This is a genomic window from Salisediminibacterium beveridgei (assembly GCF_001721685.1).
GTDB lineage: Bacteria > Bacillota > Bacilli > Bacillales > Salisediminibacteriaceae > Salisediminibacterium > Salisediminibacterium beveridgei.
On record NZ_CP012502.1, the window covers coordinates 2673968 to 2697795 of the forward strand.

General features: G+C 47.5%; 22 protein-coding genes. 3 read left to right on the forward strand and 19 right to left on the reverse strand.

All coding sequences use genetic code 11. The features are described 5' to 3' along the window. Nucleotides 1-8: 8 nt before the first annotated feature. Nucleotides 9-944, reverse strand: coding sequence for an aldo/keto reductase (locus BBEV_RS12570; RefSeq protein ID WP_069365785.1), 936 nt, complete (start codon nucleotides 942-944; stop codon nucleotides 9-11). A 176-nt stretch (nucleotides 945-1120) separates the two neighbouring features. Here BBEV_RS12570 and BBEV_RS12575 point away from each other — a divergent pair, with 176 nt between their 5' ends. Beyond that, entirely contained in the window at nucleotides 1121-1909 is a 789-nt protein-coding gene (locus BBEV_RS12575; protein ID WP_069365786.1) for a Cof-type HAD-IIB family hydrolase, read from the forward strand. Between the two features lie 19 nt (nucleotides 1910-1928). Here BBEV_RS12575 and BBEV_RS12580 read toward each other — a convergent pair whose 3' ends face one another. Then, entirely contained in the window at nucleotides 1929-2762 is an 834-nt protein-coding gene (locus BBEV_RS12580) for an ADP-ribosylglycohydrolase family protein (RefSeq protein ID WP_069365787.1), read from the reverse strand. A 111-nt stretch (nucleotides 2763-2873) separates the two neighbouring features. Here BBEV_RS12580 and BBEV_RS12585 point away from each other — a divergent pair, with 111 nt between their 5' ends. Beyond that, a complete protein-coding gene (locus BBEV_RS12585) occupies nucleotides 2874-3722 on the forward strand; it encodes a VOC family protein (RefSeq protein WP_069365788.1) in 849 nt (282 codons plus the stop codon). Between the two features lie 133 nt (nucleotides 3723-3855). On the opposite strand, the gene BBEV_RS12590 is transcribed toward BBEV_RS12585, so the two are convergent. The 7 genes from BBEV_RS12590 to BBEV_RS12620 form a co-directional block, all read right to left on the reverse strand. Beyond that, nucleotides 3856-5298, reverse strand: coding sequence for a carbon starvation CstA family protein (locus BBEV_RS12590; RefSeq protein ID WP_069365789.1), 1443 nt, complete (start codon nucleotides 5296-5298; stop codon nucleotides 3856-3858). Nucleotides 5299-5441: 143 nt separating this feature from the next. Beyond that, complete coding sequence (locus BBEV_RS12595; protein WP_069365790.1) at nucleotides 5442-6191, reverse strand: LytR/AlgR family response regulator transcription factor; 750 nt, start codon at nucleotides 6189-6191, stop codon at nucleotides 5442-5444. 28 nt (nucleotides 6192-6219) lie between these two features. Further along, nucleotides 6220-7959 carry a sensor histidine kinase gene (locus BBEV_RS12600; protein WP_324609496.1) on the reverse strand — a complete coding sequence of 580 codons (1740 nt, stop codon included), beginning with the start codon at nucleotides 7957-7959 and terminating at the stop codon, nucleotides 6220-6222. A gap of 224 nt (nucleotides 7960-8183) precedes the next feature. Further along, nucleotides 8184-8963 carry a class C sortase gene (locus BBEV_RS12605; protein WP_069365791.1) on the reverse strand — a complete coding sequence of 260 codons (780 nt, stop codon included), beginning with the start codon at nucleotides 8961-8963 and terminating at the stop codon, nucleotides 8184-8186. Continuing rightward, the gene (locus tag BBEV_RS12610; RefSeq protein ID WP_069365792.1) at nucleotides 8960-9808 is read right to left on the reverse strand and encodes a class C sortase; all 849 of its coding nucleotides are present in this window, start codon (nucleotides 9806-9808) and stop codon (nucleotides 8960-8962) included. Before BBEV_RS12610 ends, BBEV_RS12605 begins: the two co-directional genes overlap by 4 nt. Nucleotides 9809-9901: 93 nt before the next feature. After that, nucleotides 9902-11494, reverse strand: a complete 1593-nt coding sequence (locus tag BBEV_RS12615) for a SpaA isopeptide-forming pilin-related protein (protein WP_069365793.1) — start codon at nucleotides 11492-11494, stop codon at nucleotides 9902-9904. 5 nt (nucleotides 11495-11499) lie between these two features. Continuing rightward, complete coding sequence (locus BBEV_RS12620) at nucleotides 11500-15033, reverse strand: SpaA isopeptide-forming pilin-related protein (RefSeq protein ID WP_069365794.1); 3534 nt, start codon at nucleotides 15031-15033, stop codon at nucleotides 11500-11502. A gap of 420 nt (nucleotides 15034-15453) precedes the next feature. On the opposite strand from BBEV_RS12620, the gene BBEV_RS12625 reads away from it, so the two are divergent. After that, the gene (locus tag BBEV_RS12625; RefSeq protein ID WP_069365795.1) at nucleotides 15454-16212 is read left to right on the forward strand and encodes a helix-turn-helix domain-containing protein; all 759 of its coding nucleotides are present in this window, start codon (nucleotides 15454-15456) and stop codon (nucleotides 16210-16212) included. A 147-nt stretch (nucleotides 16213-16359) separates the two neighbouring features. Here BBEV_RS12625 and BBEV_RS12630 read toward each other — a convergent pair whose 3' ends face one another. Genes BBEV_RS12630 through BBEV_RS12675 form a run of 10 tightly spaced genes read right to left on the reverse strand, consistent with a single transcriptional unit; the run spans nucleotide 16360 to nucleotide 23729 of the window. Next, complete coding sequence (locus tag BBEV_RS12630; protein ID WP_069365796.1) at nucleotides 16360-17280, reverse strand: type II secretion system F family protein; 921 nt, start codon at nucleotides 17278-17280, stop codon at nucleotides 16360-16362. A gap of 3 nt (nucleotides 17281-17283) precedes the next feature. Continuing rightward, entirely contained in the window at nucleotides 17284-18261 is a 978-nt protein-coding gene (locus tag BBEV_RS12635) for a type II secretion system F family protein (RefSeq protein WP_069365797.1), read from the reverse strand. 5 nt (nucleotides 18262-18266) lie between these two features. Continuing rightward, nucleotides 18267-19736, reverse strand: coding sequence for a TadA family conjugal transfer-associated ATPase (locus BBEV_RS12640; protein WP_069365798.1), 1470 nt, complete (start codon nucleotides 19734-19736; stop codon nucleotides 18267-18269). Nucleotides 19737-19752: 16 nt separating this feature from the next. Continuing rightward, nucleotides 19753-20580 (reverse strand): CpaE/TadZ family protein, encoded by an 828-nt coding sequence (locus BBEV_RS12645; protein ID WP_069365799.1) that lies wholly within the window; start codon nucleotides 20578-20580, stop codon nucleotides 19753-19755. 45 nt (nucleotides 20581-20625) lie between these two features. After that, the gene (gene cpaB, locus BBEV_RS12650) at nucleotides 20626-21303 is read right to left on the reverse strand and encodes a Flp pilus assembly protein CpaB (RefSeq protein WP_069365800.1); all 678 of its coding nucleotides are present in this window, start codon (nucleotides 21301-21303) and stop codon (nucleotides 20626-20628) included. Between the two features lie 9 nt (nucleotides 21304-21312). After that, on the reverse strand, nucleotides 21313-22212 hold the full coding sequence (locus BBEV_RS12655) for a pilus assembly protein TadG-related protein (RefSeq protein ID WP_069365801.1): 900 nt from the start codon (nucleotides 22210-22212) through the stop codon (nucleotides 21313-21315). 11 nt (nucleotides 22213-22223) lie between these two features. Next, nucleotides 22224-22607, reverse strand: coding sequence for a TadE family protein (locus tag BBEV_RS12660; protein WP_069365802.1), 384 nt, complete (start codon nucleotides 22605-22607; stop codon nucleotides 22224-22226). After that, nucleotides 22607-23119: an A24 family peptidase gene (locus BBEV_RS12665; RefSeq protein ID WP_069365803.1), complete on the reverse strand. Its 513-nt coding sequence runs from the start codon at nucleotides 23117-23119 to the stop codon at nucleotides 22607-22609. Before BBEV_RS12665 ends, BBEV_RS12660 begins: the two co-directional genes overlap by 1 nt. A gap of 39 nt (nucleotides 23120-23158) precedes the next feature. Beyond that, a complete protein-coding gene (locus BBEV_RS12670) occupies nucleotides 23159-23341 on the reverse strand; it encodes a Flp family type IVb pilin (protein WP_069365804.1) in 183 nt (60 codons plus the stop codon). A gap of 43 nt (nucleotides 23342-23384) precedes the next feature. Beyond that, a complete protein-coding gene (locus BBEV_RS12675; protein ID WP_069365805.1) occupies nucleotides 23385-23729 on the reverse strand; it encodes a DUF192 domain-containing protein in 345 nt (114 codons plus the stop codon). Nucleotides 23730-23828 lie beyond the last annotated feature (99 nt).

The following is a 23828-nucleotide window of genomic DNA, read 5'->3' on the forward strand; positions in this document are numbered from 1 at the left end:
CTGCTATGTTACCAGGGCAGGCCATTTTCTTTCAATTCCTTTTCCCACATGCCTTCGATGGCGCTTCTGACTTCTGGGTCCATCGTTTTTTTGGCTGTTTCCATGTTTGATTTCAGCTGATTGACCGATTTTGCTCCCGGTATGACGGTCGCAACTTCCGGTCGAGCCAGAATGAACTGCATCGCATGATCAATCATAGACCGGTCATCCGGTACGATGGTTTTCAAGTGATTGAACATCGCGGTTCTTCGTTCAATGATCTCCGGCGTCCAACGGCTGCGGATATCCGTAAAGCTGCTTGTTGTATCATACTTGCCGGATAACCAGCCCGAATCAAGCGGCACTTTAATAATGATCGCAACACCTTTCTCTTTTGCCAGCTGAAACGCCCGTGCCGGATCCTGGTGAAAGATGTTGTACATCACTTCAATGACCTGACTGTCCGTCTCATTTAAGGCTTTAAACATCTCATCCGCTGTATCCACTGACACCCCGAAATGACGGATCACACCCTCATCCTGGAGCTCTTTCATGATTTTGAAATGGGGATCGTTACCGGAGAGGATTTCATAAGGCGGGTTATGCAAAAGAAGACTGTCCAGATAATCGGTTTTCAGCCGCTCCATACTCTTTTGAACCGATTCCCGGATTCTCGCCGGGTTGAAATCAATTTCGCCGTCGTCATGATGGCCGAATTTACTGCTGATCACGACGTTCTCCCGAATGCCTTCCAACGCTTTTCCCAGAATCATTTCGCTTCTGCCCAGGGCATAGTTCGGTGCCGTGTCAAAAAAGTTGCACCCCTCTTTCAGAGCTTCCTGTACAATGTGCAGGCCTTCTTCCTCTTTCATGCCATGATCACCATACTGATTGCCCAATTGCCATGCACCCAGTCCCACTTCAGAAACTTGAATGCCGGTATTCCCAAATGCTCGTCGATTCATGCCGCATACCCCTCTCTCATCGTTTTTGAAATTCACGAAACCGCTTTCGTTTTTATGTAAAAAAACGTCTTGCTGCGAGGGTATTGTACCATATTTACATGATCTACACACCCCCTTTATACCAGCTTAACATCCGGCTGTTACGATGAACCTGTTAAGAGAAAAGGAGGGATTTTATGAACATTCGTGCAGTAGTCATCGACATGGACGGCACGTTGCTGACTTCAGACAATCAGATCACCAGACGAAACGAAGAAGCGGTCTACAGCCTGATCAATCAAGGTATTAAAGTATTCCTCGCCACCGGACGGCAATTCGACATCACCGAATCTTTCCATCAGAAACTGCATTTGAACACGCCCCTGATCTGCCTGAACGGGGCAGCGGTTTATGATGGGTATTCGAGCATTCCCGTTTATACCAGAGCTGTTCACATTCAACGGCATCTCTTTTACCAGACAGCGGACGACCCTTCTGTCAATGCCATCATTCACACAGCAGATGGTACGTATTGCAAAGAGCCGTCACCGGAAACCCGCGCCTGGAGCCATCAATCAAAACGGCCGGTTCACTATCTGAAAGATCTTCGCAACATCCCCCGAAGTCCGGTGCTGAAATACAGCATTCAATGTGGCCATCCGAACGAACGGGCCGCCGCGCTGTTCAAAAAGGATGCCCATGTGATCCAGTGGGACAAAGGCTTTGAAATCGTTGCACCGGGCACATCCAAATGGCAGGCAGCAAACAATCTTCTGCGTGCATACGGCATCCGAAAAGAAGAAAACGCCGCATTTGGCGACGGCCCGAATGATGTGGAAATGCTGAGAGCTGCAGGAACAGGAGTCGCCATGGGAAACGCATCGGCACATGTGAAATCTGCCGCAGATTTCGTCACCCTGCACCATGACCAGGACGGTCTCGCAGATTATGTGGAACGCTACCTGATCCGCTCGAAAGTCATCTGACATTGAAACCCCCTGGGACTTATCCCGGTGCGTGAAATGCCGACCAGCGCTGATACATTTTCAAAAGGACTGGATCAAGATAGGTTATTGCCTGCTTTTCAATCCTTTTTGGCACTCCGTAATAAGCCTCTGCGATGCTCCCGGCAATCGCCGTCAATGTATCGCTGTCCCCGCCGCAGGAGATGGCCACGCGGATCACGTCCTCAAAATCCGCTCCATCAAGAAAAGCGGTAATCGCCTGGGGAACGGTCTCCTGACACGTTTCGTTGAATTCATACGTATCCCGGATGTCATCGATGGAGAAATCCAGGGAATAATAATCAGCGGTCATCCGTTTTCGGATGGCTTGTTTATCTTTGCCGTTTCTCGCCAGAAAAATGGCCATGGCACAGGCTTCGGCCCCTTTTATCCCTTCCGGATGGTTGTGGGTCACTTCCGTCACGGCCTTCGAAAGAGTCTTTACGCCCGACTCGGAATCTGCCAGCCAGCCGGCAGGACTGATCCGCATCGCTGCGCCGTTCCCGAAGCTGTTGTAAGGCTCCGGTTTCTCATGGAACACCCATTGTCCGAACATCCCGCCAAATCCGCAATCAGGATATCGTCTTCCGATCGTCTGCATGTGCTGAGTGACCAGAGACGAGAGATTTTTATATTCTTCCGGCTGTTCATTCATCCCCTTCAGAGGCAGCCCCACTCCTTCTGCCGCATCCAGCAGTGCCTCAGCCACAGCCAGGCTCATGATCGTGTCATCGGTCACCTCACACGCTGCCGTAAAAAATTCAAAATCTTTTTTCCTGTAATTATTCCACTCAAATCTCGACCCCACAATGTCTCCGACCATCGCTCCAAGCATTTCCTTCACACTCCTTCAGCAATTTTTGATAAGCACTTGACTGGCATTCCATGCAGTTATTCAATAGACTCAATCTATAGATAAAATTTCTGCACACTGGGAGGGGCAACCATGAATTTTCACCACAAGCCCGTTATTCATACCGGTCCTGTCAAACTGATCGTTTCCGATCTGGACCAGTCCATCAGCTTTTATCAGGATGTCATCGGCCTTGTTCAACTCAGTCGAAATGAAGACACTGCCGTTCTCGGGACGTCTGAGAAACAAGCCTTACTTGAACTCAAACAGCCTGAACAGCTGAACGCAAAACCCGAGCGTTCAACGGGCCTTTATCACTTTGCCATCCTCCTTCCTGACCGGGAGCATCTGGCCGCATTCGTCCGGCATATCGCCGCATTGAAAATCCCCGTGGGCTCTGCGGATCATCTCGTGAGTGAAGCGGTGTACCTGGATGATCCCGATGGGAACGGGATTGAAGTCTACCGGGACCGTCATCCGGATGAATGGCAGTGGGAGAATGGTCAGGTGAAAATGACTGTTGATCCCCTCAACGTCAAAGAGCTGCTCAGATTGAAGCCCGATTTGACATGGGAAGAAGCTCCTGCAGGCACGGTTATGGGTCATGTCCACCTCCATGTCACCAACCTCGAAGAGACAGAGCGCTTCTACGTCGAGGGGCTCGGCCTCAAAGTCGTCTGCCGCTTTGGTAATCAGGCGCTGTTTATCTCCGACGGCGATTATCACCACCATTTCGGTCTCAATACGTGGATGGGGGAAGGTGCACCCCCGACAGCGGCAAACAGCGTCGGTCTCGTCCATGCCACCCTGCACTTTCCTTCCCAGGCAGTGCTGGATCAGCGCATCAACCAGCTCCATAAACTCGGCGCAAAAACCAATAAGCGAAAAAGCGGCTTGTTCGTCGAGGATCCGTCAGGGAATGGTCTCCTGCTCGTCGTTTAACATCCAAATCTTATAACCCCATATTACCATGGCAGACAAAAGATCCATTCTTCAAATGGGAACTTATACATTTAAAAATCCCCTTCGAAGTCATTAAAATGAACCTTCGAAGGGGATTGAATTCTAATTTGGATCAGGCGATTCGACTCACATCTTCATCCACCTGGATCTCATTGACTTGTCGTTCCCGGTTCAATTTTTTCGCAAACAGGCCGATGACAACGACTGTTCCAATGGCTGCGCCCAGGTATGACAACGGCATGGGTAACCCGAAACCGATTTGAGCATTCAAGATATAAGTGAACGTCACCATCGTCATAAATGTCGCCGGAATACTGGAAATCCAGTGGTTTTTCCCTTGCAATCCCAGATACATCGCCCCTACCCACAAGGCAATCATCGCAGTCGACTGGTTCGCCCAGGAGAAGTAACGCCACAGGATGGTGAAATCGAGCTGCGTGAGTACGACTGAAATCATAAATAGCGGGATTGCAATCATCAAACGGCTTTTGATTTTGATCTGCTTGATTTTAAAATAATCGGCTATGATCATGCGCGCACTTCTGAAGGCTGTGTCCCCTGACGTGATTGGCAAAATAATAACACCAAGAACCGCGAGCGTCCCGCCGATACTGCCAAGCATCACCAGTGACACCTCACTGACTACTGCAGCAGGGCCGCTCTCTGCAATCATCGCATTTAAATCCGTCCCGTAAAATAGACTCATCGCAGCCGCCGCCCAGATCATGGCGATAACCGCTTCAGTAATCATCATGCCGTAGAAAATCTTCCGGCCGTCTTTTTCACGCTGTGTGGTTCTGGAAATAATCGGCGACTGTGTGGCATGGAACCCGGACAATGCCCCACATGAAATGGTCAGGAACAGTAACGGGAAAATCATCAACCCATCGGGATGCATGTTCGTTAATGTCATCTCCGGGATCGGAGCACCTGTGACAACAAGGCTTCCGCCAATGCCTAAAGCACTGATCACAAGCAACAGTCCGAAGATCGGATACACTCTGCCGATGATTTTATCAATTGGCAGCATCGTTGCGATCACATAATAGATAAATATAAATCCGATAATCATGCTGAGCGTTGTCCATCCGGACATCATATTATGAAGCAGTCCGGCAGGAGCGGTTACGAAAACCGTACCAACCAGTAACAGCAAGAGTACAGCAAAGCCGTTTACGACATGTTTCATCACTTTCCCAAGGAATTTTCCTGCGAGTTCAGGAAGATGTGCTCCCCGGTTTCTGATGGAAATCATTCCTGTGAGATAGTCATGCACTGCGCCGGCAAAAATAGCTCCGAACACAATCCACAGAAAAGCGACAGGCCCATACAAAGCACCCATGATCGGGCCGAAAATCGGGCCCACACCAGCGATGTTCAACAGCTGGATCATCGAGTTCCGCTTCGTCCCCATCGGCACGTAGTCAACCCCGTCACCTTCACTCATCGCGGGCGTTACACGTTCTTCCTGCACGCCAAACACTTTTTCAACAAACTTCCCATACGTAAAATACCCGATAATTAAGAGTCCAATCGCTAGTAAAAAAGTAATCATTACTCTTACCCCTCCCTGTTACTAAGCGCTGTATTACACGTTTATCTTAACGTGATAACGCTTCCAAAAGAGGGTTTTGTCCTATGATGCGGCTATGATCATCCAACATGTCGAAATGGGTATGTAAGATGCACAGGTTTCATTTAAAGTTCCAAGCGTTGCCTGAGAGGTTTCACATAGTTCCGGCTGACAGGTATTTGTTCTTTTACATCAATCAACTTCAACTGGTAGGCCCCATTGAACCATGGAGTGATTTCTTCAACGCGGTTCAAGTTAACGATGTATCCCTTATGGGTTCGGAAAAACGAGTGGTCCTGCAGTTTTTCGGCCAGTTCTTTAAGAGGATAGCGGGTCAGATATTCCACGTTTTGACTGACAACTTTCGTGACCTGGCCTTCCCGGTAAATGTAATCAATTGCTTTTGGGGCAAGGTAATGAATCGTTTCACCCTGCTGAACTGCCAGCTTACTGAATTCGGCATTTTTCTGAAGATAAGTTTCTCCGGATGATGGTTCATCCGGCAAGGCAGACCGTATCCGTTTAACCGCTTCGTGCAGCTGCACTTCTTCAAACGGTTTTAACACATAGTCCAGTGCCTGCACGCGAAAAGCACTTACTGCATAGTCCGGATAGGCCGTTGCAAAAACAATCAGCGGGACTTTCTTCAGCTTGTTCAGAATCGCTGCAAGCTCAATGCCGTTACGTTCACCCATTTCAATATCCAGAAATATCGCATCCGGTTCAGTGGAGAGAATAACACCCAATGCTTCATCGACACTGCCCGCTTCTCCGGCGATCGTGACATCCGGATAGTTGGACAGGAGATATTTTAATTCATCGCGACTGAAAGGTTCATCATCAACAAGAACGATCTGAATACTGCTTGTTCCCATGTATATACACCCCTTTCCACTGCCGTGATTAGCTATTAACTGGAAGTAACGAAAACGAAATACTCGTTCCCGAGTCCGGACCGCTATCAATGACCAATCCTTTTTCAGAAGCGTTCATATCCGTTAATCGACGATGAACATTATATAAACCGATCCCAGCCCCTTTTTCTGATGCTACAGGCTCTCTGGTCAATTTCAATAATCGGTAATCCGGTATCACATGGCCATTGTTGTAGATCGTAACCACTGGATGTCCATCCTCTTTCCAGATCGATATGCGGATTCGAAAAGCGTTGTTCCCGGAACGCCTGCCATGTTTAATCGCATTTTCAACCAGTGGCTGCATGGTCAGGGTGGGAACTTTATAATGCAGCAGGGAGTCATCAATTTCCCACTCCACTTCCAATTCCCCGGAAAAACGGGCTTGCTGTATTTCCAGATAGGAATGAATCTGTTTGACCTCGACTTCGAGTGTCGACCAGGCTTGATTGGCTCCCGCCAGGTTCTGCCTGAAAAAACTCGACAGAGACAAAATTAATTTCCTCGCTCTTTCAGGATCTGTCCGAATCATCGAAACGATAATGTTCAATGTATTAAAAAGAAAATGCGGACTCACCTGTGCCTGGAGTGCCTTTATTTCCGTCTCCCGTGCGATTTTTCTCAGATCTTCGATTTTGGCCAGTTCCAGCTGATTACTTAAAAGACGGGCCAGACCGCCAATGAGTTCTTTTTGCAGCACCGTAATTTCTTTTTCTGATCGGAAATAAAATTTCAACGTGCCGACAATTTCATCTTTTTGTTTTAACGGAACAATCATGGCTGCATGAATGTCCGGTGATAACGTTTCATCATTTTTCCCTGATTGTGTACCTACATAAGATTCACCTGTAACAAGGACTTCTTTTGTGGCATCGGTTTGAATCGGTCCGCCTGTTTGATAGATATCCGAACCTTCACCAACATAGGCCAATATCCGCTCGCGGTTCGTAATGGAAACTGCCTTTGACTGGACTTCTTTCAGCAGAATTTCACAGGTTCTGCCCGCGGATTCACTGGTAAGCCCCTGTCTCATGTATGTGATCGTATCATCAGCAATGCTCAACGCCCGTCCGGACTGAACCGCTGCAGTTTTCTCTTCTTCCTTAATCACACTTCTGATAATCAATATAAAGACCATTGCCCCGATCCCGTTTGCCAGAATCATCGGTAAACCGATTTGTTCAACCAGTGAAAGAGCTTGTTCATAAGGTCTTGCCACAAGCAGAATGATTGCCATTTGAATCGTCTCACTGAGAGCGCCTACAAAGAAAGTAATCGGTAATGAAATATTCTTTCCCCGTTTCACATAGCGATGTGCAAAACCGGCAATTAAACCTGCAATGACTGCGGAGATTCCACAGGCAAACCCCGTGAATCCTCCCAATAAAAAACGATGCCCTCCTGCAATCAAGCCTGCACCAAGTCCGACTTTCCATCCTCCTAAGAGACCGGCTACAACAATGCCAATGACCCGGGCGTTGACTATCGCTTCATCCTGTGCCAATTCACTGACCCACATCATATACCCTGCTTGACCGGTGGATACAACAACTCCGGTATATGTACCGATGATCCCAAAAAAGCCAAACAAGAGTGTCACGCTGATCTTTTGATATAATGTCACAGTCCGATCATCGATCAAGCGCCGAACAAAAGGTATTCTGGTCATGATAAATGCCACCATGACAATAATACCAAGCCGTTCAAGCATTATCACAAACAGTTCCACCCGGCTCACCTCCTGCTTCTGTTATCCGAACAAAACCTCAGTTGATTTCACTTTATACTGAATTCACAAAGAAGTCCACCACGTCTTTCAGCGGTATGATTCGCTCATGACATCACGGTGACAATGAAAAAATCCCAGACCTCTCTGCATTTGGGATTAAGCAAAAACAGGACTGCCCGCTGTGCATTTGATGCACCAGGGACAGCCCTGTCATTAACCCCTGTCTATTCAATCCGCTCACCATGAACCAGGAGTCTGTATTCATTTGAACGATAGGGATGGCAGGTGAGTAGCGTTGCCAGATCCTTCCCTCTCTGAATATTCAATGCCGAAGTCTCATGCGGTAATATGACATTTGTATCGTAAACCCGGTAGGATAATTTACCATCCGACGTATAGATATGAAAGACGTCTCCCGTCCGGAGCCGATCGAGATTTTTGAACATTTCTTTCGTTGCCATCCCCCGGTGTCCTGCCAGAACCGTATGTGTATTCGGACCTCCACCCGGGAATGATGACCCTTCAACCTGACCGACTCCTTTTGCCAAAACCGGTCTGCTTGCGCCTAAATAAATCGGCATTTTCAAACTCAATTTAGGAATTTCAATGGAGGCAAACATGCCGGAAGACAAGCCATGTGAATCTAACCATTCCTCTCTTTGACTGTCATCATCATCCGCACCAGTTTCCGGATTATAATCCCAATCCGCATACGCATTATTGTCATTTAATTCGGCCGTGGATTCACCCGAAGTTGCGTCCTCTGTATCCGTAAAAAATGGATCTATAAAACCCGTGTTATTCGTTGCCAGCTGCCGGTTATAATGATCGACCAGCTCCCTTTCCTGCGTACGGTCATGCTCGGGCATCTTATCAAATGTTTCATACAGAGCAGAGACACTGGAGGCAAAGAAATAATCGTTAATCATTCTGCTGACTTGCGGATACAGAAATATCATCAGGCCCGTCATAAACAAAATCAGGATGATTCCGTATTTTTTCATGGTGCACCTCCTTCTTCAAGCGCTGAGAGCGCCTTTTTCCGGCGCTTCAGATAGTACACGGTTGCAAGGATTACGGAGATCACGATCGCTGCGATCAGATAAGGATTCAGGCCCGCACCTGCATCATCCGGGACAAACCCTGCCCGTTCCGGACCATAAGGGTCATATGGAACGCGCTCTCCGATCACAAGCATCCGGTGCGTATTCAGCATATACGGGTCACATGTGATCAGTGTAGCCAGATCTTTGTCCGGGCTGATTTCCAGGCTCTCTGTCTCATAGGGTTCCACAATTTTAACTTCTCCCACCTGATAGGCCATGATTTCATCAAGTGTGTTGATCAGGAAGATATCCCCCTCCATCATTTCGTCAAGCTCCCTGAACATTTTTGTGCTCGGCAGACCGCGGTGCCCTGTCAGGACGGTGTGTGTACCCACACCACCCACCGGTAATGAAGTGTTGGACATGTGGCCCACGCCTTGAGATAAGACATCATCACTGGTTCCGTGGTAGATGGGTAACTTGATATCGATTTTCGGGATTTCCACATAGCCCATCACTTCGCCGATATTCAGTAAATTGTAATAGCCCGTCTCTCCATCCGTTCCATCGGATTCAAACGGATCTGACAGGAGGGAAGGCATACCGTACAGCTGCTCGTTATATGCCTGTGCATTGGCACGCTCGGTCTCCAGGTCAGCCGTATCCATGTTGCTGATCATTTCATCATAATCAGAGGTGATCGTCACGTGCATGTTCGTAAAATACCAGTTACTGATAAACGGAAAAAGAAAGATACTGAAACCCGCCACGAAGATCACAATCAAGATGACTTTTCGTTTCATACTCTCCTCCTCCTTCTATGTAAGTCATTGAAGTTTATTTTAGAAAAGAGAAAGGGAGCAGAGCGCCCTTTCTCTTCCTGTTGTTACAAATCCTTAAGCTTCAACACTTCTGCGGCGTCTGGCATACATCACCAGGGCTGCAGTCATCAGCAGCAAGCCGATGATGGTGAACCAGGTGGAACCGATGCCGCCTGTTTCAGGAATCACGAAACCTGTTGGTGTGTTGGCAATTTCAACTGTGACAGTTTCTCCGTCTTCAGTCAGTTCTACTGTAATATCCTGTAGAAGTAATCTGAATTCTGATGGCGCCTCAATCTCAGTCAACGTGTACGTGCCAAGCGGCAGGTCATTCCATTCCGCTGCGCCATCTCCGTCCGTTGTCTTGGTACTGATTAATTCTCCATCTGCATCTCTCAGTTCGAAAACGGCTCCTTCAAGTTTTTCAGAACTGTTACCTGCTACGAATTTGTCAATGAGTATGCCACCTGCTGTAGCCTTGACTAGTGCACTGTCATCAACAGTGCCAGTCACGCTGTGCACATTCTCAAAATCCACGAATGCGGTGTTTGGAACACCTAAATAATCCGGATCGCCATCGGCTCTGATATAGGCATCGTAAGTGAAGGTTACAAAACTGTCGCCCTCAAGCTCACTGAAATCAGTTGCCGTCCACGTCAGTTCATTTCCAATTCTTGAGAAAGTAAACCCTAACGGTTCATTTGCACTTTCTTCAACATAGTTCAAATCACTGAATAGACTGTCGGAGATGACAAACGATTTGTAGGATTTGATGTCATCCGGCAGATACACCTTCACACTGTAGGTGAACGGAGTTAATCTGTTAATTTCCAGTGATTCTTGCCCTTCAACTAATTTTTCAACATCCGGTTTCAGGAAGTTCTCAACCGTAACATCTTCAACCTTACCAGATCCGTTCATTACTGTTCCGGATTCAGTAATGCTGAATTCATGCTTGGTTTCACCGGTTCCTACATAGCCATCCGGCGGACCAACTTCCAGGAAGTAATAATCTCCGAAGAGTAAGCCATCGGTCTGGAATTTACCGTCTTCACCAGTTGTGAATTCTCCTAAACTTACATCTGGATCGCCGACTTTAAACAGCTCGAATATTACGCCTGGAAGGAACCCTTCCATACCATCAGTCTTCGTCAGTTCAACGGCACCCCGGATAATTTCGTTTTTAGGGTACACATGAACATGGTAATTCAAGCTTTTTCCATCGGCATTCGTCATTGGAATATCGATAGAGAAGTTGTCCGGATTCAAGTTCACGTTTGGTGGTCCATCCACTTCATCCACTTCATAGCGACCTAATTTAAGATCGGCGAAGAATGCAATCCCGTCCGATCCCGTTGTCTCCGTTCTTGTTTCACCATTTTCAACCGGATCCCATGAGTCCGTCTCGGCGTTATATTTGTGCGTCATGGTCACTTCATAGACAACGCCTGCAAGAGGCTCGCCAGGTGGGCGATCTTCTCCAGTGAGTTCACTGCCATCGCCTCTATCTCCTGGATTAAGTGGATCCTGTGCCAGTTTATGAATCGTTAAGCTCCCCATTTTTCCAGGATCAGGATCAGGAGCAACTGCAGCAAAACCTGCTGGCAAGACCAATGTGAAGAACAAAACCACCATAAGGAATATACTCAATACTTTTTTCATTGACATCTTTCTCACTCTCCTTTTATGATATTTTCAGTTCTTTTTCTGCCTCTGATCCATGCACTGAGTGCTGTGAGCATTACGATAAGCCCAGCCAGATAGAATCCCAATGTGCCCATACCGCCAACCGCCGGGATTTCGTATCCCCTGAGGGTGTTTGCCACGGTAAGTTCAATCTCAAAATCTTCTGCTGTAATACTGAATTCGATCGGATTCAGAAGAAGCCTGTATCCATCCGGTGCTTTTGTCTCGACCAGCTTATAGTCGCCGATCGCAAGTTCGTCAAACATGAGTTTACCGTCGCTGCCTGTTACGCCACTGTCGATCACTTTTCCGTCTGCATCCTGCAGATCAAATTCAGCACCTGAAAGGACAGCTTGGGTCACGCTATCGATTTTAGTAAGGACAACCTGACCTGTAATCGGTGGCGTCACCGTAACGATATTCGATTCCAACGATCCTGTGGTGCCGGAACCGTTCGTGTAATCAAGGAATGCCTGGTTATCGATTCCGATTTCGCCTGGTGCATCTGCATTGATTTGAACAGTGAGTTCTACAAGCAGATTGTCAATGCCATCGAGTCCTTCGAAGTCTGTAATACTGATCGTGATCAGCTGACCATCAATCTCAAGGTCATAGCCTTCGAACAGATTATCATCTGCGAATACCGATACATCTTCCTCACCGTCAATTGTCAGCATGTCATCGAGTTCGTCTGTGATCACAAAACTCGAGTAGTCTGCAATGTCTTTCGGCAAGTTGACCGACAGATCAAACGTGAAGTCTGTTTCCCGGTCAATCGTTAATTCTGTTTCTGTTTTATTGATCTTCTTTTCGATCATCGCTTCTTTGAAGTTCGTGATGGAGAATGGGTTCTCTTCGGTTACTTCCATACCCATGACCTTCACCGGTACATTCCCATCATCATCGGCGTCTTCATCGTCACCGACCAGTACCGAGTAATACCTGCCGTCCACGACATACCCATCGACTGTCTTCGTTTCCTTGAGGAAATATAAGCCTGTCTTCAGATCTTCAAAGACGATTCGGCCATCTACTACAACTTCCGGTCCGGCAGCGACTGTCTCACGGTCCGCATTGAACAGTGTGTATTCCACACCATCAAGGAATTGACCGTTCTCATCCAGTTTTTCCAGGTGAAGATTTGCGAAGAACTCGAACTCTTCCTCGATACCTGATCCTTTGGTAGAAGCGCAAGAGTAAAACTGAGCCGTGAAGTTCGATCCGGTGATTCGCGCACAATTCTTGAATTCTTCAAAGCCATCCAATCTCTGTGTCTTCACCAGGATAAGGTAGGTGGTATCCAATCTGACATTACTGCCAAAATCCACATCGAAATTGTCTTTTTTCGTGTTAAGCCTGACTGCAGATGGACCATTACCTGGTGTCACTTGGGTCCCGTCCTCCAAATCAAACGTGCCGTCCTGCACTTGTATTTGAAAAATCCTGACGTCACTGTCGGGATCATTTGGTGTGAAGTAATCAACGGTCTGAGTGAACCTGCCATCTCCATCCGAATGACCAACGAAACTGTCATTAAAAGAGATACTTTCAAATTCCCTCACTTTTGGATCATCTTCTGCGTTAACCACAATCGCCCATTCGATATAGTCTTCCGTGACATCATAAACGTACTTTTGCAGGAAATTCTCATTCACTCTAAGATCAAACTGAATAACCGCCTCAGTTTCGAATGTCTGGGGACACAATCCGTCTCCGTAGAAAGCGTTATATTCCAAATCGTACGTGCCTGCGGTCAGGACTTCACCAGTATTCCTCTCAAGGAGTCTGATACTGAATGTCCCGCTTTCAGGGCCGTCAACGCCTAACGTAAAGGTCGCCGTTTGCTCAAAGACCTCAATTTGTCCGACTGATTCACCGTCACTCGTTCTGAACAAGTGGCTCGTCATCACAAAACGGAATAATTCTTTTGGAAGCTCGAGGGTAAACTGATCCCCCGCTTTTGCGTCCTCCGGCACTTCCCATGTACCAAATACATCAATAAACTGCTGTTTGACAGAAGGGTCATCAGGAAGCCTGTAGAAGTCGGTATTATCAACAGACGTAACACCCCACTCGCAGCCCTCATCAAAATTCGTAAAGGATACTTCTTCTTCCGTTTCGACTGCCATCATATTCAGAGGTTCCGGCTCTGTTGTATCGATTGGATTCAGCGATGAATACATGTCCAATAGTTCATCGTCTGTCAGATCTCTAATCCAATACATCATCAGAAGCTCGTACTCTTCGGTGGTCAATTCAGTGTCACCGAGATCGAGATACTCGTTTAATTCCTCCATGGACAAATCGAGCATCCAGCCATAGATGAAGGCTTCCATAAACTCTCTTGAGAGTTCTTCCTCATCGGAGGATTCGGATTCTTCCGGTGATTTACCAGAGTCATCCACCTTCTCGAATTTGGATTGATCGGTCTCTTCAGTTACCTCCTCTTTTTCTTCAGCTGGAGTCTCCTCATTGGAGAGACTGTCTTCATCGCTTTCCTTATCTTTTCTGCCTTCGTCGCTCTCGTCTTTACTATCATCTTTCTCTTCTTCTTTCATTTCTTCTTTGCTTTCTTCTTCCTCTTCTTTCACTTCCTCTGTACTTTCCTCTTTGCTTTCTTCTGTACTTTCCTCTTTCACTTCGGAGTCTTTATCAGACTTTTTGTCTTCGGAACCCTCCGCTGATTCGGATTCACCGTCTTCCTTATCAGTTGACAGCTCCTCTTCTTCAGGTGTATCGTCATCTAAAGCGTCTGATGCTTCTTCTTCAGGCGCCTCCACCGTTTCCGGCTCATCGGCCTTTGGTTCTGGACCGTTGTAGTTATTTGTCACAGAGAACCCATTAATTACAATTTCGTAATGTTCCAGATTATCTGCTTTCAACTGATATTGATGCTTTTCGCCGTTGCTGTTATATTCGGGCAATTCTTGAAACACATGTGAATTCGTGTCGCCGCTTAAGGTTGTACTCTGAACTGTTTCGCCTGAATTTGCGTTTACTATGGATAATGACTGCTCAGGATGAATCACGCCTTCGGGTACGTTGTTCCAACTGCGCTGTACTTCAAGATTGACAGTGGTATCAGGAATAACCTGTGCTGTCTGACTTGCTGAAAACGTGCCATCTTGATACGCTGCCGTTGCAGAGAGTGTATAGTTTATTTGACCCGGGTCGATAATCTTACCCGTGACAAGTAACGACACTGCTCCTGCATCTTCGTTCATTTGAATCTTATAGCCGTTACCTGATGACTGAACCTCCGCTTTCCCATTAAGGACGGTTGGCGCTGCGCCTTTTTCAAGACCAGAGCCCAAACTCAAATCTGCGCTGATTTCTTCAGCAGATCCTTGCGACTTGTTGATGTCGACTAACCAGGTCACTTCCGATTGATTCGAATCCTGCAATGAAACATCCAGTCTTCCTGGTTGATCCGAACTGCCTGCTACTGTCTGCAGTGCGGGAACAAAGAATTGAGTGAGTAGCAGTAAAATCAGCCCAATATACAATAGTTTGTTTCTCATCTGTTCTCCTCCCTTCCTTTAAAAGGTGATTCCATAGACTTAAAGACTTGGCCCCTATGGAATTTAACAGCTTCGGCTTACTGCTACTATATGGTGATTTTGCTATTCTTTTTCGATATAAAGAATGCTTTTTCTAATATTCTGAATATTTTAATGACTTTTTTATGACGTTTTCTAAAAAAATAATAAAATCCATATTCTTCAACTAAAACTTTAATTTACTTTTTTATTGATCGCTTTGGCGTATAAAAATAGTGATTTTAAACGCCTGCAATTAGTTCTTATGAACCAGGATATATATATATCAAAGATTGGACAGTTATTTTAATCCTTCTACACTAGTAAGAAACTGAATAATTAGACCTGTACATTTTATTAATATTCTGACGTATACTATAAAATATAAAGGAGGGGAGCAACGTGAATAACGAGTACCTCTTCAACCAGCAGGTACAAGTGGAGCTTGTCATGTTTGACCCGTCAGAAATTTCAGAATTATTGGTTACTTATGAAAAGGAAGCTTTTCATTGTATTCTGAACGAAGAGTTTGACCTGGTTGAAGAACACCTGTCCAACTTGTTTTTTGCCATTGTCAAAAAAGAAAACGTGAATCACCTGCTGATCCTGAAGACCTTTTACACCATCTTTATTTGTGATCTTTTTCACTTGACCAGACTGAAAGAACACAATCAACTGCACTTCATCGTTCAGCCGTTTGCCCTGATCTCCACGATTCAACAGTGGAACGAAGTCTCACACTTTCTGAGCTCAATTCCCTGGATCATTAAAAAAATCAATGAAATTCTCGTTTCCGTTAATCATTCACCCCACCACTCCCAACTGGTGGCACAGGCAATCAATGTCATCCATCAACAGATTAAAAACCCGGATCTCTCGGTTCAATGGCTTGCTGAACAATTAGATGTAACACCTGCTCACTTATCCTATACATTCAGTCAGCAAAATGGATTCAGTCTTTCATCGTTTATCCGGGAAACGAAAATCAATGCCGTGCTCTTTGACATTGAGTACTCGAACCTGTCACTGAAAGAAATTGCAGAAGAGTACAACTTCAGGAACTACAGCAACTTTATCCGCTCCATGAAAAAACAATGCGGCATCACACCGACACAGTATAAGAAGAACTGCATCGCGATTACAGCAGATGCTCAGATGTAATAAAAAATCGGAACGTTAAGGAGAGGATCAGCCATTTTGACCTATCGGAAAACGCCATCAGACAAAAAAATGCCCTGTGCTAAAACCGGCTTTGTAAAAAGACGATGTTAGCACAGGGCATTTTATTTTTTTAAATGAAGCTTTTCATTAAAATGTCTCGAGAATTTGAATCACGGCCGGTCCGAGAAGAATAATAAAGATCCCGGGAAAGATAAACAAGACGAGAGGGAACATCATTTTGATCGGAGCTTTCATGGCCGATTCCTCCGCCCGCTGCTTTCGCCTCGCTCTCACTTCATCCGATTGAATTCTCAGCACCTGCACCATCCCGATCCCCAGCTGTTCTGCCTGGATGATGCTGCCGATGAACGCATGAATATCATCCACATTCAAGCGCTTTTTGACACCGGTCAGTGCTTCTCGCCGGGTTTTGCCAAGCCGGATTTCCTCCAGACACCGCTGGAATTCCGTCGACAGGGTTCCCTCTTTTTTCGCAACCACCTTACTCATGGCTGCGTCAAAACCAAGGCCGGCTTCAATGCTGACGGTTAACAGATCGAGAAAATCCGGCAGTTCCTTAACGGCTGATTTTTTGCGTTCCGCCGTTTTACTCTTCAAATAGAAGGAGGGAACATATTGGGCAATCAGAAAACCGACGCCTGCGTAAAGAGTGATTCCCATGACTGTCCCACTGGCTGCAAAACCTAGTAATGCAAAAACACCGGTAATGACGGTGGCAACCACCAGCTTGGCGATTCTGAATTCAACGACAGTCATTTTCATCGGATTGCCCGCTTCTTCAAGCTTCACTTCGAGCTTTTGAAATTGTTTATCGGATGTCCGCTGTTTAAACAGCCGTCTTACCTTCATCCAAAACGGTTTCAAGATCCGCTTTGATAAACTTCCCTGCAGCTCTTCCTCCTGAAAAGGCGCTTCCACCGCGGCCGTCCGCTCCGGATTAAAAATCGCGGCAATCCGTTCCTCATGGACTTTCACACGTTCTTTTTTCAGTAAATACAAGCCATACATAATGAAGAGCATGGTCAGGGCATAAGTGATAATGGCCATGTTTCACACCTCGATTGCTGTGACTTTTCTAATTAACAGAAAGCCGATCAGACTGGATACGGCAGCCAAGGCGATCAGTGCCATGCCGACAGGATGGGTAAACATCACCATAACGTAGTCCGGCTCAATCAGAAACAGTATCATCCCGAGGGCAATGGGGAGGCTGCCAACGACTGCACCGGACATCCGTCCCTGCGCAGTCAGAGTTTTGATCTGTCCCTGCACCTGGATGCGATCGCGGATCGTCTGACTGATCTTCTCCAGAACGGTGGCCAGGTTGCCACCGATCTGCCGCTGAATGATGATGGCCTGAATCATCAGGTTCAAATCCTCACTGGGCACCCGGTCCTTAAACCGGTTCAGGGCTTCTTCCACGGTCATGCCGTACTGCATTTCCTTGACGACGAGCCCGACCTCTTCTTTCATTGGCGATGACGCTTCCTCTTCAACGGATTTCAAAGCCTGGGTAAAACTGAATCCCGCCCGCAGGGCACCGACGACCGTCGTAATCATATCCGGCAGATGATCATTGAATGCCTTGATCCGTTTACGTTTCTTGGATTTGACGACCATACCTGGAATCATCCGGCCAATGAAGGCACCAATCACGAGCAAGAGGATGCTGTCACTGATCAGGTAGAGGATCCCTGCCGTCAGCATTAGGGAAATCCATCTGAACATGACATATTCTTCCGGCTTCAGGGGCACCCCCGCCTGGCTTAACAGTAATTCAATGACTTCGTTCTTATTGTTCTTCTTCAAAGCCGCCCGAATCCGCCGCTTCGCTTGAGTGAAATTCGGCACGGGGAGCTTTCGTTTTTGCTTTACTTCATCCTTGGTTGAACCCGGGTCAGGCTGGTCACGCAGATACCGGTTGACCCGCTCTTCCATCACGGTTTCTTTTTTGACAAACAGCTGCAATATGCTGAGGAAAACCAGTGTACTTGTGATCAGGAGCATTGTCAGTAATAAAGGGGTCATCCTGATCACTCCTCATTGGGGATGAAAACATCCGGGGAAATCGTAATGCCGGCATGTTCAAGCCGTTCGTAAAATTTGGGCCGGATGCCTGTCGGAACCAGTTTGCCGATAATATTGCCGTGGGTATCTTTGCCCCGCTGTTCATAAGTAAAGATATCCTGCAGGACAATCACATCGCCTTCAAGTCCCTGCACTTCGGTGATTTTCACGATTTTACGTGACCCGTCCTTGAGCCTGGACTGCTGAATGATGACGTCGATGGCTCCGGCGATCTGTTCACGGATCGCTTTCACAGGAAGGTCAACCCCTGCAAGCAGGACCATCGTTTCAAGCCGGGCGATCATATCCCGGGGGCTGTTCGAGTGCCCGGTGGCAAGTGATCCGTCGTGTCCGGTGTTCATGGCCTGAAGCATATCGAGGGCTTCGCCGCCCCGGACCTCACCGATGACGATCCGGTCCGGACGCATCCGAAGGGAGTTCCGGACGAGATCGCGAATGGAGATCGCTCCCTGCCCTTCGATATTCGGCGGACGGGACTCCAGCCTGACTACGTGGTCCTGACCGAGCTGCAGTTCTGCCGCATCTTCAATGGTCACGATCCGCTCGTCGTTTGGAATAAAGCTTGACAGCACGTTCAGGGTCGTTGTTTTCCCTGAGCCGGTACCGCCGCTGACAAAGATATTCAATCTTGCTTTTACACACGCATCCACAAATTCCGCCATCTCATCTGTCAATGTCCCGAACTGTACCAGATCACTGATGGTCAATGGATCGGTGGCAAACTTCCGGATCGTGATGGTCGGTCCGTTTAAGGCCAGCGGTGGAATGATCGCATTCACCCGGGATCCGTCGGGGAGCCGGGCGTCCACCATCGGACTGCTTTCATCAATTCTGCGTCCGATGGGGGCAACGATTTTTTCGATGACATTCAATACGTGTTCATCATCCCGAAACGTCACCCCGGAGAGGATGATCTTGCCTTTTTTTTCGCAGTAGACCTGATCCGGACCGTTGACCATCACTTCAGAAACGTCTTCGTCCAGGAGGAGCGGATTGATGGGACCAAAGCCTGTCAGATCGTTTTTCAAATCCGCAATAATGGTTCTGCGATCCATATTGAACTTGAACTGCTCATTTTCCTTGATAATTTCAAGGGCGATTTCATCCAGTTTTTCGATGACTTCATCGATATCGTCTTTCCCTTTCATTTCTTCGAGCACCCGGTTATGAAGCTTGTTTTTCAATTCCTTTGCTTCTTTGTTTTCAACCGGTTTCTCCTGCTTTTTGGGCGCTGATTCGTGTTTAATCGCCAATTCTTTCAGCTTTGGCGGCTTTTCTTCCACTATTCGTTCTGCTTTTTCAGCAGGTTTTTCATCGCTCTTTTCCACGGGCTTTTCTTCTTGCGCGTTCTCTTTTACTGGTGTTTCCGGTTGTTCAGATTGCTTTTTTTCCTGTAAGCGATCGAGTAATCCCATCCATCCTCACCTCCTGTCATCCGTTTTCAGTCAGCCACTTCTTAAAAAAAGATGGCTTTTCGGGCTTGGCTGTCATGTTTCGCTTCGGCTGGTGTTCCTCGTTCTGATCCAAAGGCTGATTGATCGCCTGCGCCATTTTGAATACCGCTTTTGCAAGATCCGATTTCGATTGACTGATGACAAAAGGCAGCCCGAGATTTAAGGACTGGCTTGCGATTTTATAATTATTCGGGAGAAAGTGGGCATCTTCAAAACCGAGCATTTCGGGGATTTCTTCCCCTTTCATAAGGCTCTCCATCGTGAATCGGTTGACGACGAGAGAGGTTTTATCCCGGTAGTTTAACTCCTTCATCGTCTCAAGCATCAGCCGGGTGTTCTTGAGTGCGCTCATTTCCAGATTCGTCACGATGAGGATGTCATCTGCCATTTCCATTGTCTCAACGGTCAGATCCAAAAGTCCGATGCCGTTATCAATAATGATGTAATCATGACTTCGTTTCAGGTCGTTCAGAACCACTTTCATGGCGTCTGTCGTAACCATTTCCGCAAATTCCGGCCGTTCAGGTGCAGGCAGTACCCGGACGCCTGAAGCATGTTCGGTCAAATAACGCATCACCGTATTCGGCTTTGCCATGCCCTGATCCTCAACCAGTTCCTTGATCGAATCTTCCGGCTGAAGGTCCATCGACAGACTCACGTCACCAAACTGCAAGTCCCCATCGACAATAGCCACATCCAGATTCGTTTTTCCAAGTGCCACAGCCAGATTGACGGAAATTAACGTTTTTCCGATCCCGCCTTTTGCACCACATACGGCGATGACCCGCCCCATTTTTTCCGTCATCCTGCTCACCTCCGCGACTGACACATCAATCGACTGATTCTTTTCTTACTCTTCTTCATGTATGAGGCTCGAGTGCAATGTGAGATGAATGGCCCCTTTTTCATAGGCATCAATGACGGTCACCGCATCTTCCGGGAGTAATTCCAGCGTCACGGCGACATACTCCCGGGTCCCTGTTTCAGACAGCTCTTTCTCCATACGCTGACCGACAGCGAGGACACGGACATCTTCGAGAATGACCGTTGATTCATTGACTTCTTCGTCATCGACCACAACGGTTTCAGACAGCACGATGTCCACCTGATCCTCCGGGTCAATCAGCTGGGTGACCAGCTGGACATTGGATGCTCCGATGGATACGGCACGGTGTCCGTCCTGAATCTTTTCGGAAACCTGCACCGTCGACTGTTCCGATGTTTTCAGACGGTGACTGAGAAGTATTTCCCCTTCTTCGATATACGTTGATGCAAATGAGCCTGCCACTTCCTCCGCCGACTTAACGGCCATCGGATGCACATCCGCTTCATATACCGTATCCGTTGTAATCATGTCATCGGTAATGACCGTATTTTCCTCAATGGGTGACGCGGCCTTAATGACTTCCACTGTGTCAGGAGCCTCCTGCCCCGTTGCCTCATCGGCTGCAGTGATGTATTGATAAAATAAAGCGGTTGTAATGATCCCCATGACAACGGCCAGTAACAGGACAAAACGAGCTCTCATCTCTTTCACCTACTCCATCAGACTGATTGTAAACGCTCCGCGGTATATGGCACCTTCTTCAACATAACCATGGGTGGTCCGTTCAATAAATTTTCCTCTGATCTTCGTATCCTTCGGGTCCAGCGGTTCGAGAATATAAAAGTGGGCAAATCCGGTGATTTCCACTTCTTTCACCTGATTCCCGACGGGGTCAATCGGCTTATAGACCGGGATCAGAATCGTCCGGCCGCATTGCCGGTCATACGGATCGTCGCAAAGACTGATCAGATGATCAATGGCCCTTCGCGTCGGATTGGCGATGTTCCCTGTTTGCGTACCGACGATCTCACCAATCGAAAATTCTTCTTCCGAGCCATACTTCAACGTATCTTCGTATGTGTTTGCCCCTTTGCCCTCCAGGGCGAGGATCCCGAAATTACCCGTGTCCACGTCTTCTTCATCCACTCTCAGCAAATACTCTTCTTCATATTCCAGTTCGATGGATTCATCGATGCCAAGTGGCGCAACGCCGTCTGCACGTCCAACCGGCCCGATACCGGCTTTCGCTTCCGCAGTGATTTCCACGGCATCAATTCCGAAGATCATCATAAACGCCGTCTGCATGTCTCTCGATAACGTCAGGGTGACCCGTTCTTCCATGAAAACCGCCAGCTGGTCAACAGAAGCCGCTTCCCCGTGCTGATCGAGCACTTCATCAACGATCAGTTCCACTTCCATCTCATCTTCCATCAGTTCCTGTGCGCCGGACAGCACCGCAGCATTGGCTGCTTTTTGCAGCGACGTCTTCTCCATATAGAACATGCCACCGTCTATGACGAGACCCACCATGCCGAGAAAGGTGGTGAACCCGAGTGAGACAATCATCAGCACGTTCCCACGTTCATTCTTCACATGGCGAAACGGGTTCATCACAGCACCTCCTACTCGATCCGGATCGTTGAATCAGCACGTAAGTGGATCGGCCCACTGAACACCTGGCTGGCAAATGGGGTAATCGGATCCACATCGTACCCGAGTGTAATCGTGATATATTCCCCTGATTTGCGAGCACTTTCGTCCGGTGAAATCGACACGCTCAGCTGACTGCCGTCTCCCGTTGCGAAATGATCCGATGCGAACTCGGCAATTTCACCGTCATTGTAACCGAATCCACCGACACGCACCGTTTCCTGCACCGTAAAATGAAGCCCGCTATAGGTGTACAACACACGCCCAAAGTCCACAATCCCTACAATTAATAAAAGCAATAACGGTAATACCAGTGCGAATTCAGCCAGGGATTGCCCTTTTTCATTCTTCAGCATCAGAGCATCACCCCGGGGAAAAAGAATGCCCCGGCTGCGCCAAGCACAATGGCCACCCCGTAAGGAAATGCGGTTTGTTTCAGGAGCCTATCTTTATCAAGCTCCGGTTTGATTCCATATTTCATCAGTTTCACCGCACGGAAACTGCGCTTCAGTCCTTCGATCATGCGCCCGCGGCTGATGATCATCACCAGTCCGATCGCCCCGCCGATCAGGGCCATAAACAGTGCCGTCATCAGGACAAAACCCGCCCCCTGCACTGCACCGATAAACGCCAGGAGCTTGACATCGCCCGCTCCCATGCCACCGATCAAATATGGAATCAACAGGATCAGAAACCCCGTCAGAAGCCCCAAAAGGCTGGTCGTAATACCTGACCAGCCAAACAGGATTCCGTTCAAGAGAAAGGCCATGACGACGCCTGGGAACAATACCTTGTTATAGATTTTCCGACGGGTGATGTCGGTGAAAAAACAGATGATCAGAACGCTCAATAACAGGATTTCCAGCATTGTCATGTCCTCCTTTTAATAGTCAATTAATTATTAACCTCATTCAGTATTTACTTCAGTTTGAAAACTTTCAACAATATTATCGAAAACAGTTTCAATTTCATTTCCAAAAACCACGAGAACTGCTATAACACCAACCGCAATAACACCCAGCACCAACGCATACTCCGCCATACCCTGTCCTTCTTCTTCTGTGAGTAAATTCTTCATCATTTCCATCATACGTCCCCACTCCTTCTGTTTTTTTATCTTTGATACTTTTCCTTTACGCTTCCAACAGCCACTGTTGCCCTGGCTGAATCTTCTCGGCTGTGACTTTACCTTCTGCCAACTCTACGACTTTTTTTGCGCCCTTTGCATGCATCCCCATTTTCCAGGGAGCCAGACTGCATTCGGTTGCAACCACCACGTCTTCAGCATCAAGGTAGACGACATCGATTGGGATCTTCATGAACCATGTGTGAATGGACCGGCAGGGAGATAGATAGAGCCCGCTCTGCTCATTGACCGCTTTCGTAAACGTGAGACCTCTCAACCGACTCCAGAACGTTTCCGCTCTCCTGACATCGTTTGCAATCAGCTGGCCATTATCCTTTCGAATGACCTTCAATCCCGCACCCCCCCATCAACAAAAATAAACCCTGCCTTTTACCAAAAGGAGGGTTTGTAAAGTTAACACCATCCATTTATAGAACAAAATGGATATAAT

Bases quoted from the DNA above. Each gene is read 5' to 3' on its own strand.
- BBEV_RS12570 (WP_069365785.1), bottom strand. From the start codon at position 944: ATGAATCGACGAGCATTTGGGAATACCGGCATTCAAGTTTCTGAAGTG.
- BBEV_RS12575 (WP_069365786.1), top strand. From the start codon at position 1,121: ATGAACATTCGTGCAGTAGTCATCGACATGGACGGCACGTTGCTGACT.
- BBEV_RS12580 (WP_069365787.1), bottom strand. From the start codon at position 2,762: ATGCTTGGAGCGATGGTCGGAGACATTGTGGGGTCGAGATTTGAGTGG.
- BBEV_RS12585 (WP_069365788.1), top strand. From the start codon at position 2,874: ATGAATTTTCACCACAAGCCCGTTATTCATACCGGTCCTGTCAAACTG.
- BBEV_RS12590 (WP_069365789.1), bottom strand. From the start codon at position 5,298: ATGATTACTTTTTTACTAGCGATTGGACTCTTAATTATCGGGTATTTT.
- BBEV_RS12595 (WP_069365790.1), bottom strand. From the start codon at position 6,191: ATGGGAACAAGCAGTATTCAGATCGTTCTTGTTGATGATGAACCTTTC.
- BBEV_RS12605 (WP_069365791.1), bottom strand. From the start codon at position 8,963: ATGAAAAAATACGGAATCATCCTGATTTTGTTTATGACGGGCCTGATG.
- BBEV_RS12610 (WP_069365792.1), bottom strand. From the start codon at position 9,808: ATGAAACGAAAAGTCATCTTGATTGTGATCTTCGTGGCGGGTTTCAGT.
- BBEV_RS12615 (WP_069365793.1), bottom strand. From the start codon at position 11,494: ATGTCAATGAAAAAAGTATTGAGTATATTCCTTATGGTGGTTTTGTTC.
- BBEV_RS12620 (WP_069365794.1), bottom strand. From the start codon at position 15,033: ATGAGAAACAAACTATTGTATATTGGGCTGATTTTACTGCTACTCACT.
- BBEV_RS12630 (WP_069365796.1), bottom strand. From the start codon at position 17,280: ATGGCCATTATCACTTATGCCCTGACCATGCTCTTCATTATGTATGGC.
- BBEV_RS12635 (WP_069365797.1), bottom strand. From the start codon at position 18,261: ATGACCCCTTTATTACTGACAATGCTCCTGATCACAAGTACACTGGTT.
- BBEV_RS12640 (WP_069365798.1), bottom strand. From the start codon at position 19,736: ATGGGATTACTCGATCGCTTACAGGAAAAAAAGCAATCTGAACAACCG.
- BBEV_RS12645 (WP_069365799.1), bottom strand. From the start codon at position 20,580: ATGACGGAAAAAATGGGGCGGGTCATCGCCGTATGTGGTGCAAAAGGC.
- cpaB (WP_069365800.1), bottom strand. From the start codon at position 21,303: ATGAGAGCTCGTTTTGTCCTGTTACTGGCCGTTGTCATGGGGATCATT.
- BBEV_RS12655 (WP_069365801.1), bottom strand. From the start codon at position 22,212: ATGAACCCGTTTCGCCATGTGAAGAATGAACGTGGGAACGTGCTGATG.
- BBEV_RS12660 (WP_069365802.1), bottom strand. From the start codon at position 22,607: ATGCTGAAGAATGAAAAAGGGCAATCCCTGGCTGAATTCGCACTGGTA.
- BBEV_RS12665 (WP_069365803.1), bottom strand. From the start codon at position 23,119: ATGCTGGAAATCCTGTTATTGAGCGTTCTGATCATCTGTTTTTTCACC.
- BBEV_RS12670 (WP_069365804.1), bottom strand. From the start codon at position 23,341: ATGATGGAAATGATGAAGAATTTACTCACAGAAGAAGAAGGACAGGGT.